Here is a 16,548-nt window from a genome sequence, read left to right as displayed (position 1 = left end):
GGTGCGCAGCGCCGTCCGACGGCGAAGCAATCCAGGGCGGTAAGCAAGACCTGGATTGCTTCGTCGGAAGAGCTCCTTGCAATGACGAGATCGATTGGGCTCCCATAGGTTTTATTCTCAGTGATGCTGCGCGGCTGCAGCCATCTCGCGCCGGAGTCCTTGATGATCAACCGCCACCTGCAGGATTGGATCGCGGATCTGCGCGTCGCCACCGGGATGCTGACGCGGGTGCCGGTGCCGCATCCGGACGGCGCGATGCCGCCTTCGCTGAGCCGCGCCCAACGCGTGTTTCCGCTGGTCGGCGCGCTGATCGGTCTGGCGGTCGGTCTGGTCGATGTTCTGTTGCTGAGGCTCGGCGTGCCGCCGCTGGCCGCCGCCGCGCTTGCGCTGGGCTTTAGCGCGGCGCTCACCGGCGCGCTGCATGAGGACGGGCTGGCCGATGTCGGCGACGGGTTTGGCGGCGGCCGCGACCGCGCCGCCAAGCTTTCGATCATGCGCGACAGCCGGCTCGGCACCTATGGCAGCGTCGCGCTGCTGGTCGGTTTTGCGACCCGATGGGCGGCGCTGGCGAGCCTGCCGGCGGCGGCTGTGGTGCCCGGCCTGATCGTCGCCCATGCGCTGGGGCGCGCGGCGATCCCGGTGCTGGCGGCGACCATGCCGTATGCGCGGACCGACGGACTCGGCAAGAGAGCAGGACGGCCCGAAACCGCCGGCGCCGTCACCGCCGTGATGATCGCCGTGGTGATCGCGCTGATCTGTCTGCCGACGGCCAATGCGCTGTTGGCGCTGCTGCTGACCGCGGCCGGGGCGGCGGCGGTCGCGGCTTTGGCATGGCGGCAGATCGGCGGCGTGACCGGCGACGTATTCGGCGCCGCCGAGCAGGTCGCCGAGACCGCGGTGCTGGTGCTGCTCGCAGCGCGATTGTCGGCAGCGGTGGTGGCATGAGTGACGATGCGCGGTTTTGGCTGGTCCGCCACGCGCCGGTGGCTGGCCCGCGCGGCGTGATCCATGATTCCGACGCGCCCGCTGACGTGAGCGATGCCGCGGCCTTCGCGGCACTACGTGCCCGGCTGCCAGCCGCGGCGCCGTCATTCGCCAGCCCCAGCCGCCGCACGATGCAGACCGCCGCGGCGCTGGGGCTGCGGCCGGTCGCCGATCCGCGCTTTGCCGAACAGCATTTCGGCGCCTGGACCGGCCGCCGCCATGACGACCTCGCCTCTGAATTGGGCGCCGCCTATCTGGCGTTCTGGTCGGCGCCGGCCGACAACCGGCCGCCCGGCGGCGAGAGCTTTGCCGATCAGATCGCGCGGGTGCGCGACGGACTGGCCGCGCTGCCGGGCGGCGACGTGATACTGGTCGTGCATTCCGGAACGATCCGGGCGGCGCTGGCGATTGCGCTCGGGCTCGCGCCCGAGCCGGCGCTGCGCTTTGTGATCGATCCGCTGTCGGTGACCAGGATCGATCGGCTGGCGGAGAGCTGGCGCGTGGTCGGCGTCAATCGCTGATATCGACCATGTGAAAAAAGCTGCCGGTGACATGGCCGCGGCGTCCGCCGGTTTCTGGCGTCACGGCGCCCGACGCGTCGCGGATCTCGGCCAGCGGCGGATCGGGCTGGGCGGTTATGCTGGCGTAATGGAATTCATGGCCGCGCAGCACGCTGCCCGCGGCGCAGCCGGGAATCGGCGCCAGCAGGGTCGCGGTGCGATAGCCCAGATGCAGGCGACGCTGCGCGAAATCGGTCTCGAGCCCGAGCAGGCCGAGCATCGCGTGACGGGTGCCCGCGGCGTCGATCAGGCCGGCGCCCAGCGTCATGTAGCCGCCGCACTCGCCATGCACCGGCTTGGTCTGCGCGAAGGCCCGCATCGCCGCGGCAAAGCGCGACGCCGCGGCAAGCCGGCCGGCGTGCAGTTCGGGATAGCCGCCCGGCAGCCAGACGACGTCGCAGCTATCGTCGGGGGGCTCGTCGGCGAGCGGCGAGAACGGCACGATCTCGGCGCCGGCGGCGCGCCAGCCGGCCAGCAGATGCGGATAGACGAAGGAGAACGCCGCGTCACGCGCCAGCGCGATGCGCTGGCCGGGCGGCAGCAGCGGCGTCGCAGCATTAGGCAGCCGCAGGGTCGGCCGCGCCGCCGCCTGCAGCGCGTCGAGATCGAGGTCGCGCTCGACCAGATCGGCCATCGCCGCGAGCCGTGCGGCGAGCGCGCCGTCTTCCTGCGCCTGCACCAGGCCGAGATGGCGCTCCGGCATCACCAGCATCTTGTCGCGGGCGATCGCGCCGAACACCGTGATGCCGTGGTCAGCAAAGCCGGCGCGCACCAGATCGGCATGGCGCGGGCTGGCGACCTTGTTGAGGATCACCCCGGCGATGGTGATGTCGTGGCGATAATGTTTGAAGCCGAGCGCCACTGCCGCGGCCGATTGCGCTTGTCCGGCGACATCCAGCACCAGCACCACCGGCCACCCGGTGGCCGCGGCGATGTCGGCGCTGGCGCCATTGCCCCAGGCGCCTTGGGTGGCGACGCCGTCGAACAGCCCCATCACGCCCTCGGCGATGCAGAGATCCGCATCGGCGCCGGCACCGAGCAAATCATCGATGCGCGCGCGGCGCTGCGCCCAGGAATCCAGATTATAGGACGGCCGCCCGGCGGCCACGGCGTGAAACGCGGGATCGATGTAATCCGGTCCGCTCTTATAGGGCTGCACGATGCGGCCGCGGCGGCGCAGCGCCGCCAGCAGCGCCAGCGTCAAGGTGGTCTTGCCGCTATGCGTCGAAGGCGCGGCGATCAGCAGCCCCGGAGGGCAAGTCATAGTCACGCGCGCTCTCCGCATTGGGCCGCGACGGCATTCGCATCACGCGCTGTCGGCGGATCGCCGCACTGATAGGAAGGCCGGCCTTGCCTTGTCAACCGCTGGCGCTCGAGGCGCCGCAGCGCTCACGCAACCCCCACGATGGGATAGCGCGCTCGCGCTTGCGGGATCGCCAGGGTCGTGCTCCTAGGGTTGATCAATCGCGCCTTGGCCTGATCCGCCCCCGCCAGCGTCGCGCGCCCGTCTCGCAGAGCACCGCCATGCCGTCCCATTCGCCGTCGATCGAACCGTTTCCTTTGCCGATTGCGCCGCTCGATCGCGCGCCGGCGCAGCTCTTGCGCGCCCGGATCGACGGCAAGGCCAAGCCGCGCGGCTCGCTCGGCCGGCTCGAGGAGTTGGCGATCCAGCTCGGGCTGATCTGGCATCCGCTGCCGCCACGCGCCGAGCGCGCCGTGGTGTTCGTGTTCGCCGCCGATCACGGCATGGCGGCGGAAGGCGTGTCGCTATATCCGGCCAGCGTCACCCGCGCGATGGTCGAGACCTATCTGGCCGGCCGCGCCGGAATCAATGTGCTGGCGCGGGCCACCAATGTCGAGCTGTGCGTGGTCGATGCCGGCATCGATTCCGAGATGCCGGCGCGGCCCGATCTGATCGACGCCAAGATTCGCCGCGGCAGCCGCAATGCGACGCGCGAAGCGGCGATGACGATCGAGGAGGCCCGCGCAGCGATCGCGGCCGCAGCGTCGATCGTCGGCGCCTCGATCGATGCCGGCACCGATGTGGTGGCGATCGGCGAGATGGGGATCGGCAACACCACCTCGGCGGCGTTGCTGATGCACCGGCTGACCTCGGTGCCGCTGGCCGATTGCGTCGGCGCCGGCGCTGGCCTCGACGCCGCCGGCATCGCCCGCAAGCTCACGGTGGCGCAGCGCGCCAGCCGCCGCAGCAACGCCACCGCGCCGCTCGACGTACTGGCCGAATTCGGCGGCTACGATATTGCGATGATGGCGGGCGCCGTGCTCGGCGCCGCCGCGCGCCGGCGCCCCGTGGTGATCGACGGCTTCATTGCTGCTGCGGCGGCGCTGGTCGCGGTGCGGCTGCAGCCGGCGGCGCGCGACTATTGCGTGTTCTCGCATCGCTCCGCCGAACGCGGCCACGCCGCGCTGCTGCAGGCGCTCGACGCCGAGCCCTATCTCGATCTCGGCTTCCGGCTCGGCGAGGGCACCGGCGCGGTGATGGCGGTGCCGCTGATCCGCGCCGCCGTCGGCATTCTGGAGATGGCCGACCTCATCGAAGTCTTGCCGGGCGGCTTGCCCGCTGCCGAGCTCGCCGCATCGGCGAAGCGGCTTGTGCGATGATCATTTCCGACGTCTAATCGGCTTCGAGGCGCCGATCGGCGCCTGAGCGCGCGCCCCGATGCTGCGGCGTGCGATAGGCAGAGCCCGCCGTCACCCATTCGCTGGGCGCGGCCGTCTGTCCTCTGGCTGCCGTTGCCACGCTTACATCGTGGAGCACGCATGACCCTCGCAGCCTATCGCATCGCCCAGGAACCCTTCTATCAGCCGGCCGGCGACGAGATCGCGATCTTCGAGGCGGCGTTTTCCGAACGCCTGCCGGTGATGCTGAAGGGGCCGACCGGCTGCGGCAAGACCCGCTTCGTCGAGCACATGGCGTGGCGGCTCGGCAAGCCGCTGGTCACCGTCGCCGCGCATGAGGACATGACGGCCTCCGATCTCGCCGGCCGCTATCTGCTGGAGCCGCATGGCACGGTGTGGCACGACGGGCCGCTGACGCTGGCGGTGCGCCATGGCGCGATCTGCTATCTCGACGAGATTGTCGAGGCGCGGCAGGATACGACGGTGGTGATCCATCCCTTGACCGATGCGCGCCGCATCCTGCCGCTCGAAAAGCACAATGAGATCGTGGCGGCGCATGCCGATTTCCAGCTGACGATTTCCTACAATCCGGGCTACCAGAGCGCGGTGAAGGATCTCAAGGAATCCACCAAGCAGCGTTTCCTCGCGATCGATTTCGACTATCCGCCGGCCGCGGTCGAGGCCGCGATCGTGGCGCGCGAGGCCGGCACCGACGAGGCGCTGGCGGCCGTGCTGGTGGCGATCGGGGCGCGGTCGCGCAATCTGCAGGGCCACGGGCTGGACGAGGGCGCCTCGACCCGGATGCTGATCCATGCCGGACGGCTGGTGCGCGCCGGCCTGCCGCTCGCCGCCGCGGTGCGCTCCAGCATTGTCCTGCCGATCACCGACAATGCCGATATCAGGCAGGCGCTCAGCGCCGCGATCGACGCGTGCCTGCCGTGAGCGGATTGGCGCTGCCGGTCGCGGCCGGCGACGCGATGCGCCGGCTTGCGCAGATGATGCGGCAACGCGAGCGGCTGTGGCCGCTGTTTCGCGCCACCAGCGACGAGCTTGCGGCGCGCTTTGACGCCGACGAATTGCAGCGCTGGGCTGGCGGCGTGCTCGCGCTGATCCACGTCAATGCCGGCGCATCGTGCCTGATCGCGTTTTGGGATATCAGCAAGACGGAGGGCGAGCCGCTGGCGCTGGTCGCGGCGGCCGCTGGCGCCGCCGATATTTGCCGCCACGCCGGCGGGCAGGCCGCCACCGCCTCGCTTGCGGCCTATGCGATCGCGCGGCAGCGGCTCGGCGACGGCGCCGCGCTGACGCGATGGTGGACCGCGCTGGCGCGGCTTGCTTGCGAGGCGCCGGATTGCGTCGCGCCGCTGGCGTCGCGGATGGCGGAGATCCTGGCCGGCGGCGACATCGCGGCATTCGAGACTTTCATCGCCGCCGGGCTGAAAGCGGCGGCCGGCAACAAGCCACGGCAATTGGCGTTCTTTTCGCTGCAGGACGAGTTGTCACGCCGCCTGCTGGAGCGCGCCGCTGCCGGCCCCGGCTTTGCCGAGGCCGAGCGCCCGACCAAGGCCTTCGTCACCGCGCTATGGGGCAGGGCGCCGCTGTTGCGGCCCTTGCCGATGCAGCCGGGCCACAGCGCGCAGCGGCGCGCGTCGATTGCCGGGCCGCTGATCCGACTGCCGGACTTCTATCGCGGCGTCGCCGCCGAAGCGACGCCGATGCTATACCGCGCCGCCGCCGCGCATGCGCAGGCGCATCTGGTGTTCGGCGGCGCGCCGTTCGAACTCGGCAAGCTGAAGCCGCTGCAGGTCGCGCTGGTGACGCTGATCGAGGACGCCCGCGTCGAATATCTGGCGATGCGCGAACTGCCCGGCTTGCGACGGTTGTGGGCGCCTTACCATGTCGCAGAAGCCGGCGGTGTTGCCACCGCGCCGTCGCTGCTGGCGCGGCTGGCCCGCGCGCTGTTCGATGCGGACTACGCGGACGATGACGGCTTTGTCGCCAAGGGCCGCCTTCTGTTCGACGCGGCGCTGCCACGGATCGCCGATGCGGCGATCAGCCGCGAGATCGGAATGTTGCTCGGCAATGATCTCGGCCAGATGCGGGTGCAGTTCAACGCCAGGACCTATGTGGTCGAGCCGCTGTATCGCGACGACGGGCTGGGCCTGTGGGACTTCGGCGACAATACGCCGCCATCCGGCGACGTGCTCGAACTCAGCGTCGATGCCGCGCGGCCCGAGAAGCGGGACGGGGACGGCGAGGTGGAGCCTGATCCGAGCGCCGATATCGCCGCCGCCGGCCGCGCCAGGCCTGTGCCGCCGGATCAGCGCGGCCGCGTGATGGCGCGCTATCCGGAGTGGGATCTGGCGCAGAGTTGCGCGCGGCCGGACTGGACCACGGTGCGCGAAGGCGCGCCGCGGCCGGGCGATCCGCGCATTGTCGAAGACGCGCTGGAACGCGCCGACATGTTGCGCAACCGGATCCGCCAATTGGTCCGCGCCGTTCGCGTCGGTCGATCGGTCCGGCTGAAGCGCCAACGCGACGGCCACGACCTTGACGTCGATGCGATGCTGGAGGCTGGCATCGCGCTGCGCAGCGGCCAGCAGCCGGACCCGCGGATCTTCCGCTCGACCGCCGCGACCCATCGCGACCTCGCGGTGCTGCTGCTGATCGACATCTCGGAATCGACCCGCGACCGGCTCGCCTCCGGCGCCACCATCCTCGACGTCGAACGTCTCGCCGTGGCGGTGCTGGCCGAGGCGATGGAGGCGCTGGGCGATCCGTTCTGCCTGCTGGCCTTTGCCTCCAATGGCCGCGACGATGTCGAACTGACCTGCGTCAAGAGCTTTGCCGAGCGCTATGACCGCGCCAGCGTGGCGCGGCTGGCGGGTCTGAGCTCCGGCCTGTCGACCCGGCTCGGCACCGCGCTGCGCCATGGCGGCGAGGTGATCAGCCAGGCCCGCAGCTTTCGCAAGCTCGTCATCGTGCTGACCGACGGCGAGCCGTCCGACATCGACGCCGATCCGCGCGACCTGGTCGAGGACGCCCGCCGCGCCGCGCTCGGCCTGAAGAATCGCGGGATCGACGGTTTCGGCGTGGTGCTCGATCCCGGCGGCATGAGCGCGGCGGCGCGTATCTTCGGTCGCGGCAACACCATGCTGGTGCACCGCGTCGAGGATCTGCCGAGCCGGTTGTCGGAATTGTATTTTCGTTTGGCGCGGCGCTGACGCATTGCGCTCGGCGCGACGGCCAAGCACTTCAATGGCGTCATTCCGGCAATGGTGTCATTCCGGGGCGCGAGGCCGCAGGCCGAGCGAACCCGGAATCTCGCGACACGGCACAAGCGGCAAGATTCCGGGTTCGCTCGCAGCTGACGCTGCTCGCGCCCCGGAATGACATTCTCAGACGCGCCAGCGTGACTCTCCTTCGTCATGGCCGTGGGACATGCCCGGCCATGACGGTGTTGGAAGGTCGGACTACAACGCCTGCGACATCAGTCGCGGGCGCTCGTCGTTAACGATGGCTCGTCGTCTGGTTTGGAATGCCGTCGATCGGGCATTCCTCGGTGCCGATGGTTTTCCGCGTGAAGGATTCCACCATCTCGCGGGTGCCCTGCGGATCGGCGATCCATTTCGAATAGAAATCATACGGGCAATCCGCCACGCCCTTGTCGCCGTCGCCGGAATTGATCATGCCAGTGTAGCCGCGATGCACCAGCTTGAAGAGGTGGTTGTTGGACTGGCTGGTGGCGCGGAAATCGCGGATCAGCGACATCGACAGCTGCGCGTATTGGATGCCGTATTCCTCCTCGCCGCATTCGCCGAGCGTGCGGCCGTCGAAGCCGACGATCGCCGAATGGCCGAAATAGGAATACACCCCGTCGAAGCCGGTGGCATTGGCGACCGCCACATAGACGTTGTTGGCCCAGGCCATCGCCTTGGCCATCAGCACCTGCTGATCCTTGGCCGGATACATGTAGCCCTGGCAACGCACGATCAGTTCGGCGCCCTTCATCGCGCAGTCGCGCCAGATCTCCGGATAGTTGCCGTCGTCGCAGATGATCAGCGAAATCTTCAATCCCTTGGGTCCGTCGGAGACGTAGGTGCAATTGCCCGGATACCAGCCCTCGATCGGCACCCAGGGCATGATCTTGCGATATTTCTGCACGATCTCGCCCTTGTCGTTCATCAGGATCAGCGTGTTGTAGGGCGCCTTGTTGGGATGCTCCTCATGGCGTTCGCCGGTCAGCGAAAACACGCCCCAGACCTTGGCCTTGCGGCAGGCCTCGGCGAAGATCTCGGTCTCCTCGCCCGGGATGGTCGAGGCGGTGTCGTACATTTCCTTGGAATCATACATGATGCCGTGGGTCGAATATTCCGGGAAGACGACGAGGTCCATGCCCGGCAACCCGCGCTTCATCCCGACCAGCATGTCGGCGATCTTCTGGGCGTTGGCCAGCACCTCGGCCTTGGTGTGCAGGCTGGGCATCTTGTAGTTGACGACGGCAACGCCGACGGTGTCCTTGCTGGATGAAATATCGCCGTGATGCATGTCGCTCTCCTGGGGTTTCCCTGCGTTGTTAGCTCGGTGCGGCAACGCGCGGGGCGAACGATGACAGCCGCCATCGTCCACGCCGAAGCGTGTTGCTCGGAATTGCAATCGTCAAAGGCGGTCGGCCGACAAGGTCGTCGCCGCTCCGGCCTCCGGTCGCCAAACACAAAAGGCCGCCAAACACAAAAAAGCCCGAACGATCCTCGCGGATCTTTCGGGCTGCGTAGCCTATGCCGAACCAGCATCATCGGTGGTTCGGTGAACTCGCGCGACAACGATCAGTTGCGGCAACGATGCATAAAGCTAACCATCTTTGGGACGGTACTGCAAGAGCTCGTTTGCGTTGATGATCGCCGCCGCCATGTCGTCCATCGAGACCCGCTTGGACATAGCCTGGCGCCGGATGCTGTCGTAAGCATCGGCCTCGCTGAGGCCCTGGGCTTCCATCAGCACGGTCTTGGCTTTCTGGATTCGGGCTATGCCCGCCAGCTTGCGCTCGAGCTTGCGGGTCCGCTTTTCGGCCTCGCGTTTTTCCAGCCACAGGCTGCGCGCGATGGTGAGTTGGGTCAGCAGGCCGAACGGCCGGATCGGCCGCTCCACCACTGCCATCGCGCCGGCCTCGAGCACCAGTTGCAATGTGGTAGGATCCTCGTAGCCGACGATGGCGATCAGGGTCGGGCGCGGGTGGTCGGTGGATTTCAACAGGCGCTGGATATCGTCGCGAAGCTCGTTCTCGATCACCAGCAGCATGACGTCGTAACTATCGCTCCAGCCCGACGGAATCGGCCATTGGCTGTCCGCCATGCAGCCGATGCGGCGCAGATGTTCGATCAGGCTGACGCGCTCGGAGTCCGGCGGATGCACAACGCAGACCCGCAAGCCCCGAAGGTCGCGAAGAATTTGAATCGCCACCATGTGTGCTCCGGGGTTCGCAACTATTGCGGTGCGGTCTGCAGGTCGTCGGCCGACCAATCGTCCAGGCTTTGCACCACGCAATAGGGATCGGGCTTGATCCGCACGCCCGGATTCCACACCGTCCGGAAGCGGCCGGATTGATCCAGCCTGGCGATGCGCGGCCAAAGATAGGTGTGATTGTTGGACGGGTCGATGCGGACGCGGCCTTGCGGCGCGTCGAATTCGGCATCGTGCAGCTGCGCTATCACCCGGTCGGGCTCGTCGGTGCCGCAGCGCCCGATTGCGCGCATCGCCAGATGGACCTGGAAATAGGCGGCTTCGGCGGCGGCGGTGACCGGCGCGTCGGGTCCGTATTTGGCCTTGAAGCTGGCGACGAAGCGGCGCGCCGAGGCGGTCGACAGCGTTTCGAAAAACGGCGCGGCGGTGATGTGGCCCTCGGCGGCCTCCGCCCCCATCTCGGCCACTTCGGCCTCGCTGGTGGTCAGGCTGGCGATCGGCAGCTTTGCCGGATCGAACCCGGCCGCCCGGTAGGCCTGATAGAAGGTCGCGGTGCTTTGGCCGACCACGGTCGAGAAGATCACATCCGGCGCGGTCTTCTTGATGCGGGCGATGACCTTGGTGAAATCGGCCGGCTCGGCCCGCAGCGGCACGTAGATCTCGTCGAGAATCTTGCCGCGGTCCTGCATCACGAAATCGGTCATCAGCCGGTTCGATTCATACGGATAGATGTAGTTCGAGCCGACGAGCAGGAATCGGTTGCCGTAGGTCGAGAGCAGGAATTTGGCCAGCTGCAGCGAATTCTGGTTCGGCGCGGCGCCCGTATAGACGCAATGGCGCGAATATTCGAACCCCTCATACAGCGTCGGATAGAACAGCAGGCCGCGATTGGCCTCAGCCACCGGCAGCACCGCCTTGCGGGTGCTGGACATGTAGCAGCCGAACAGCAGCCGGACGCCGTCGATGAGGAACAGCCGCTCTGCGAGCGCCCGGAATTGTTTGGGATCGGACGCCGGATCATAGATCACCGGCTCGACCGGCCGATCCAGAATGCCGCCGGCGGCATTGATTTCGTCGATCGCCAGCAGCGTGGCGTTCAACTGGGTTTGTTCGATCCCGCAAGTTGTGCCCGATTGCGAAAACAACACGCCGACCCGCCAGGCGCTGGCTCGTTGGTGATGTGATGTCATATGGTCTGCAACAATCCTCGCGGGCTCGGCGCAAGCTTACGGGGGATCAGCCGAATATCAAAAGGGATATTGGCGGCGCCGAGGTCTGACGGATCGGCGAATCGCCGCGACCGAGCATTGTGGCGTTGACACAGTGCCGGTTTCGGCGGACTTGGCTTGGGCAGACTTGGCTTTGGCGGACTTGGCTGCGCCGGAGTCCAATTCGCCGGCGCGCCATCGACACGGCCCGAACGATGATCGGACCAAGCGGAAGGATCCTGCGTGTTCAAACACTCATTGGCGAAACTGGTGCTGGCGCTGCACTGGACCTCGATCCTTGCCTTGATGACGATCACCTCCTTCGTGGCGGTGCATGAATGGTGCTCCTTTGTCGATGCCGATCGGGTGGTGGATCTGACGCATACCGACCGGGTGCTGTTCAACGCCATGACGGGAATCCGTTTCGAAGTCGGCGTCGCCGGCGTCGCGGTGTTGTCGCGCGATGATGCGGGGCCGACGGTCGAAAAGTCGAACCGCACGGTCGATGCGCTTTACGATTCCGCCGCCGCGGCGATCACCGATACCAACCTCGACGGCGGCGACGAATTGCTGATGGGGTTGCGCGGGGCTCATGACGCGCTTGCGCGCAGCCGTTCGCTGCTCTCGGCGATCATGCGGCGGCCTTTGGCGCAACGCGACATGAGCGTCGCCGATCCCTGGCGGCTGGCGATGTACGACGTCGCCCAACGGCTGCAGGATGCCTCGGTCGCGGCGGGAAACATGGTTCGGATGCTCGATCCCGCGATCGCCGAACTGGTGCTGCTACGGCAGTCGTCCTACGCGATCCGCGAGCGCTACGGCCGCCCGTGTTCGGCGCTGCGAGCCAATGTGCAGAAGAACCTGCCGCTCGATCGCGCGCAATTGGCGGATTGGCGCGAAGGTGTCGGCGAATATACCGGGCGCTGGCAGCTGCTCGAATCCTATTTGAGCCGACCCGGCGCGCCGCCGCAGCTGGTGGCGGACGTCGCCAATGGCCGCATCGCCACCGAGATCGTGCAAAAGAAGATGGATGACGTGCTGTACAATCTCGACGGCTCCGGCCAGCCCGCGATGCCGGCCGCCGAATGGTCGCAACTGTGCATTTCGGCCTATGACGCCATCCTGAAACTCGGCAATGACGCCCTCGATCTGGCCAATGCGCAGGCCGAGGCCCGCAAGACCAGCGCCTCGATCATGCTGGTGACGATGGCCGCCGTCACGGCGATCGGCATTCTGCTGGTCGGGTTCTGGCTGCTGACGGTTCGCCGGCGGCTGTCGTCGCCGATGAAGCTGCTGGTCGACACCATCGGTCGGTTGTCGCGGCAGGAATTCGCAACGCCGGTACCCGCCACCGGCTATCCCGACGAGATGGGGGCGATGGCCGGCGCGCTGGAGGAGCTGCGCGTCGGCGCGCTGAAGGCGCAGCACCTGCAACGGCTGCTGGAGAAGGCCCAGGAGGTCGAGATCGAGCGCGCCAACGAAGTGAGCCGCGCCAAGACCGCGTTTCTCGCCACCATGAGCCACGAAATCCGCACCCCCCTGAACGGCATTCTGGGGATGGCGCAATTGCTGGCCGGCAGTCCGCTCTCCGGGCAGCAGCGGCGCTGGTTGGACGCCATCGCGCAATCAGGCTCGCTGCTGCTGTCGATCCTCAACGACATCCTCGATCTTTCCAAGATCGAGGCCGGCCGCATGGAGCTCGAGGCCATCGCGTTCAGTCCCGACGATCTGCTGCGCACCATCGCCGCCACGATGACCCCGCAGGCCGACGGAAAGGGCGTGGCGTTTCGCACTGAATTTGCCGATCTGCCGGCCTCGCTGATCGGCGATCCGGCGAAGATCGGCCAGGTGCTGCTCAATCTGGTCGGCAACGCCGTCAAATTCACCCAGAGCGGCGGCGAGGTGGTGCTGAGCGTGGTCTGGCTGCGCAGCGTCGCGCGCCCGGACCGCGGACGGTTGGAATTCCGCGTCAGCGACACCGGCATCGGCATCGCCCGCCAGTCGCTCGACCATATATTCGACGCGTTCTCGCAAAGCGACTCCTCGATCACCCGCAGGTTCGGCGGCAGCGGCCTGGGGCTGGCGATCTGCAAGCGCATCGTCGATGCGATGGACGGCAGCATCACCGTGGAAAGCACGTTGGGCTGCGGCAGCGTGTTTAGCGTCGCGCTCGATCTCGTCGTCGCGCGCCCGCATTTGCCCGCGTCCGACGCCGTTGCGGTCGATGCGACTCCGAAACTGTCGATCCTGCTCGCGGAAGACAATGAGGTGAACGCCGCCGTCGCCACCGCGATGCTGGAGCAGATGGGGCACAGCGTCGATCACGTCACCCATGGGCTCACCGCGGCGGCGCTGGCGGCCGAGCAGGATTACGACGTCGTGCTCACAGACCTCGCCATGCCCGGTCTCGACGGCATCGGCCTGGCGCAGGCGATCCGCGCTTTGGCGCATCCGACGCGCCGCGAGGTGCCGATCATTGCGCTGACCGCCAATGTGTCACCGGCGCGGATCGCGCAATGCTTCGCCGTCGGCATGACCGGCTATATCGCCAAGCCATTCCGGCAGGAGACCTTGCGACGGGAGCTGGCCGATGCGGTCGGCGCCGGGGACGATGGTCCGCCGCCACCGGCCTCCAGCGGGTCAGTTTTGGAACAGCGCTGCGAGGATCTCGGCGAGGAGAAAACCGGCTACATTGTCGAGCTGTTTGTCTCAACGGCCCCGGCGCTACTGGAGGAAGCCAGCAAGGCGATCGAAGCCGGCGATGCGCGGGCTTTCGGCGACGCCGCGCATCGGCTGAAAAGTGCCGCGGGCAATCTCGGCCTCACGCATCTGGCGCGGCTCGCGCAATTGGCCGAACGCGCCGCGGCGGCGGATGATGTGGTGGCGATGCGGCGCTGCGCGCGGGTGATGGCGGCGCGGGCCCCCATCAGGATCGCCGCCCTGCGGCGGTCCTGGGCTGTGCTGCTCAGCTCACGGGCCCGGCGAAGCGATAGCCCACCCCGTGCTCAGTGACGATCAGCCGCGGATCGGCCGAATCGACCTCGATCTTGCGGCGCAGCCGCGCGATCAGCACGTCGACGGTGCGGTCGTTCGGCGCGCCGTCGCGATGGCCGCTCTCGTCGAGCAGCGTGTCGCGCGACAGCACCTGACCGGGACTGCGTACCAGCGCCGCCAGCAGATCGAACTCGCCGCGCGTCAGCCGCACTTCTTCGCCGTCGGTGGCAGTCAGGCAGCGCTTCGACAGATCGAGCGTCCAGCCGGCGAAGTGGCGGGCACAGTCCGGGCGTTCGGAGCGAAAGCCTTGTGAGGTCCGGCGCAGCAGCGTGCGAATCCGCGCCAGCAATTCGCGGTGCGCGAAGGGTTTGGTGACGTAGTCATCGGCGCCCAATTCCAACCCGATGACGCGGTCGACTTCATCGCCGCGGCCGGTGACGAAAATCACCGGCAGATCCGAACGCGAACGCAACTTGCGCAAGAAGCTGAGGCCGTCTTCGCCCGGAAGTCGGATGTCGAGCAGGATCAGATCGACGGGTTCGCGATCCAGCACGCCGCGCAGATCGCGGATGTCCTTCGACATGGTCACGCGAAATCCCTCGCGCTCCAGATAGGCTGCGAGCGACTCGCGCGCCACGGGCTCGTCATCGACGACAACTAGATGCTTTCGGCTGGCCATACGTATCTTTACTTAGGGGGTGAGCACGATGCCCTGTTAACATCTCATTCGCAAGTCAAGGCAAGGGCATTTACATCACGCCCGTATCTCCTGCCCAGCATTTCCTCGTCGCGAGGAGCAGGAGAACGACGATGGGCTCACGTATTGCACGGCTGAAGGTTTGGTTAAAGAAACCCGTAGGAATGGGCACGGTGGCGCTTGTCGCCATTGTTGCAGCCGGGGGCGCTTTGGCTGGCTGGGGTGCATTTTCTGTGGCGCTCCACAAGACTAATTCGCTGGAGTTCTGCGTCTCCTGCCACTCCATGAAGGGCAATTTCGAGGAATACAAAAAATCGCCGCATTACAAGAACGCCTCCGGCGTTCGCGCGGTCTGTTCGGATTGCCATGTGCCCAAGGACCTCGGTCCCAAGCTGGTCGCCAAGGTGATGGCCGCGAAGGATGTCTGGCACACCATTCTCGGCACCATCGACACCCCGGAGAAATTCGAGCAGCACCGGCTCGAAATGGCCAAGCGGGTCTGGGCCAAGATGGAGGCCACCGATTCGCGCGAGTGCCGCAGCTGCCATTCGCAGGATGCGATGGACATTCACAAGCAGCGCCCGAAGGCCGTGACCGTGATGCAGAAGGGGCTGGCCAAAGGCGAGACCTGCATTTCCTGCCACAAGGGCATTGCCCACAAACTGCCCGACATGTCGAGCGGCTACAAATCGCTGTTCGACGACCTCAAGAGCCAGGCCGTGGCCAAGAGCGGCAGCGCCGACACGCTCTACGCGCTGTCGTCGACTCCGTTCTATGCCGAGCCGCCCGAGGGTGACGCCGGCAACGGCGATGGCAAGGTCTATCCGCTCACCGAGGTCAAAGTGCTCGAGCGCAAGGGTGATAATATCAAGGTCGAGGTCAATGGCTGGGTGCAGGAGGGCGTCAATCGCCTGATGGTTGCCGCCAAGGCGCGGCGCATCTTCGAACTCAGCATGAGCAACAAGCTCGCCGACACGGTCACGCTGGGCGAGGCCGAAATCGATCCTGACACCACGCTGTCCTGGCAGAAGGCCAGCATCAGCGGCTGGGTCAAGGCCGCGGCCTTCACCGGCGACCATGCGGGTCTGAGCTCCTACGGCGCCGAGATGGCCAGCGCCGCCTGCGGGGCCTGCCACAGCCTGCCGCAGCCCGGTCATCTGCCGGCGAACCAATGGATCGGCGTGATCAAGGAGATGAAAGACGGCACCGCGCTCGGAGCGGACGAGGTTCGCCTGCTGCAGGCCTACTTCCAGCTCCGCGCCAAGGACATGCCGAAAGCCGCGCACTGATTTGCGGCGCCAAACCCCACGAGGCTCGATCGTCATGACCACCACTCAATCCGCTTCGCTTCCCCTGACTGCGTATGCCGAGGCGATCGCCACCGTCACGGCGTTGTTCGGAGCTCCGCTGGAGCAATCCGATCTCGCCGCGCTGCGGCTGCTGCCTGCGAATTCCGGGCCGCTGGCCGCGCTGGCCGGTATCGACGCGTTGCGTCCAGGGGTCGAGACCGCCGTCAAGGCGGTGTGCGATCTGCCCGATATCGCGCAAGCCGAGTCGGTGCTGAACACGGCGTTCTGCCGGTTGTTTCTGGGCTCGGGCGGGCCGATGTCGGCGCCGCCCTATGAATCGGCCTATCAGGGCAGCGGGCGGTTATATCAGGAGCCGGCGGGCGAAATGGCCCTGCTGCTGCGACGCCGCGGCCGCGGCCCTGCGGAAGATTTCCCCGAGGCCCCCGATCACCTGGTCATCGAGCTGTCGTTGCTGTCGGAGGCGCTGGAGCTCGCCGCCGCCTCCGGCAATGTCGACGACACCGAGGTCGCCAACGAGCTGCTGGCGCGGTTGCGCCGCTGGGTGCCGGATTTCGCCGCCGCCTGCCAGATGCACGACACCACCGGGTTCTACGCCGCGTCGGCCGGCGTGCTCGAACGGTTGCTGAACCTGCCAATTCTCGGAACGGCGTCACGCGCGGCCTGAGCCGTGCCGCATGCCGAACGAACTGAATCAT

13 protein-coding genes are annotated in these 16,548 nt (G+C 67.2%); 8 read left to right on the top strand and 5 right to left on the bottom strand.

Annotation, left to right across the window (positions count from 1 at the left end):
* The first annotated feature begins 162 nt into the window (after positions 1-162).
* Positions 163-945: an adenosylcobinamide-GDP ribazoletransferase gene (gene cobS, locus RBJ75_RS10440; RefSeq protein ID WP_044406630.1), complete on the top strand. Its 783-nt coding sequence runs from the start codon at positions 163-165 to the stop codon at positions 943-945.
* The gene (locus RBJ75_RS10435) at positions 942-1,505 is read left to right on the top strand and encodes a histidine phosphatase family protein (RefSeq protein ID WP_044406623.1); all 564 of its coding nucleotides are present in this window, start codon (positions 942-944) and stop codon (positions 1,503-1,505) included. Before cobS ends, RBJ75_RS10435 begins: the two co-directional genes overlap by 4 nt.
* Here the strand turns inward: RBJ75_RS10435 and RBJ75_RS10430 are convergent.
* Positions 1,495-2,808, bottom strand: a complete 1,314-nt coding sequence (locus RBJ75_RS10430) for a cobyrinate a,c-diamide synthase (protein WP_044406625.1) — start codon at positions 2,806-2,808, stop codon at positions 1,495-1,497. The genes RBJ75_RS10435 and RBJ75_RS10430 overlap by 11 nt on opposite strands.
* A 260-nt stretch (positions 2,809-3,068) precedes the next feature.
* On the opposite strand from RBJ75_RS10430, the gene cobT reads away from it, so the two are divergent.
* From cobT to RBJ75_RS10415, 3 genes are all read left to right on the top strand, one after another.
* Positions 3,069-4,166, top strand: a complete 1,098-nt coding sequence (cobT, locus tag RBJ75_RS10425; protein WP_276156708.1) for a nicotinate-nucleotide--dimethylbenzimidazole phosphoribosyltransferase — start codon at positions 3,069-3,071, stop codon at positions 4,164-4,166.
* Between the two features lie 159 nt (positions 4,167-4,325).
* Positions 4,326-5,126, top strand: coding sequence for a CbbQ/NirQ/NorQ/GpvN family protein (locus RBJ75_RS10420; RefSeq protein WP_044416353.1), 801 nt, complete (start codon positions 4,326-4,328; stop codon positions 5,124-5,126).
* On the top strand, positions 5,114-7,408 hold the full coding sequence (locus RBJ75_RS10415; protein ID WP_044416355.1) for a nitric oxide reductase activation protein NorD: 2,295 nt from the start codon (positions 5,114-5,116) through the stop codon (positions 7,406-7,408). The genes RBJ75_RS10420 and RBJ75_RS10415 overlap by 13 nt, the downstream gene beginning before the upstream one ends.
* A 286-nt stretch (positions 7,409-7,694) precedes the next feature.
* On the opposite strand, the gene RBJ75_RS10410 is transcribed toward RBJ75_RS10415, so the two are convergent.
* From RBJ75_RS10410 to RBJ75_RS10400, 3 genes are all read right to left on the bottom strand, one after another.
* A complete protein-coding gene (locus tag RBJ75_RS10410; RefSeq protein ID WP_044417718.1) occupies positions 7,695-8,732 on the bottom strand; it encodes an aliphatic amidase in 1,038 nt (345 codons plus the stop codon).
* Between the two features lie 303 nt (positions 8,733-9,035).
* Complete coding sequence (locus tag RBJ75_RS10405; RefSeq protein WP_044417728.1) at positions 9,036-9,644, bottom strand: ANTAR domain-containing response regulator; 609 nt, start codon at positions 9,642-9,644, stop codon at positions 9,036-9,038.
* Positions 9,645-9,667: 23 nt separating this feature from the next.
* Positions 9,668-10,834, bottom strand: coding sequence for a transporter substrate-binding domain-containing protein (locus RBJ75_RS10400; RefSeq protein ID WP_044417720.1), 1,167 nt, complete (start codon positions 10,832-10,834; stop codon positions 9,668-9,670).
* A gap of 261 nt (positions 10,835-11,095) precedes the next feature.
* Here RBJ75_RS10400 and RBJ75_RS10395 point away from each other — a divergent pair, with 261 nt between their 5' ends.
* Positions 11,096-13,864, top strand: a complete 2,769-nt coding sequence (locus RBJ75_RS10395; protein ID WP_152647887.1) for an ATP-binding protein — start codon at positions 11,096-11,098, stop codon at positions 13,862-13,864.
* Here RBJ75_RS10395 and RBJ75_RS10390 read toward each other — a convergent pair.
* Positions 13,818-14,525: a response regulator gene (locus tag RBJ75_RS10390; RefSeq protein WP_044417722.1), complete on the bottom strand. Its 708-nt coding sequence runs from the start codon at positions 14,523-14,525 to the stop codon at positions 13,818-13,820. The two genes, RBJ75_RS10395 and RBJ75_RS10390, sit on opposite strands and share 47 nt — an antisense overlap.
* A gap of 131 nt (positions 14,526-14,656) precedes the next feature.
* Here RBJ75_RS10390 and RBJ75_RS10385 point away from each other — a divergent pair, with 131 nt between their 5' ends.
* Both RBJ75_RS10385 and RBJ75_RS10380 read left to right on the top strand, forming a co-directional pair.
* A complete protein-coding gene (locus tag RBJ75_RS10385) occupies positions 14,657-15,832 on the top strand; it encodes a NapC/NirT family cytochrome c (RefSeq protein WP_052629058.1) in 1,176 nt (391 codons plus the stop codon).
* A gap of 34 nt (positions 15,833-15,866) precedes the next feature.
* Entirely contained in the window at positions 15,867-16,517 is a 651-nt protein-coding gene (locus RBJ75_RS10380) for a molecular chaperone TorD family protein (RefSeq protein ID WP_052629059.1), read from the top strand.
* The last annotated feature ends 31 nt before the right edge of the window (positions 16,518-16,548 follow it).

This window comes from Rhodopseudomonas sp. BAL398, from assembly GCF_033001325.1.
Taxonomy (GTDB): domain Bacteria; phylum Pseudomonadota; class Alphaproteobacteria; order Rhizobiales; family Xanthobacteraceae; genus JARJEH01.
The sequence above is the reverse complement of the archived record's forward strand: the minus strand, read 5'-3'. Positions and strand labels throughout refer to the sequence as shown.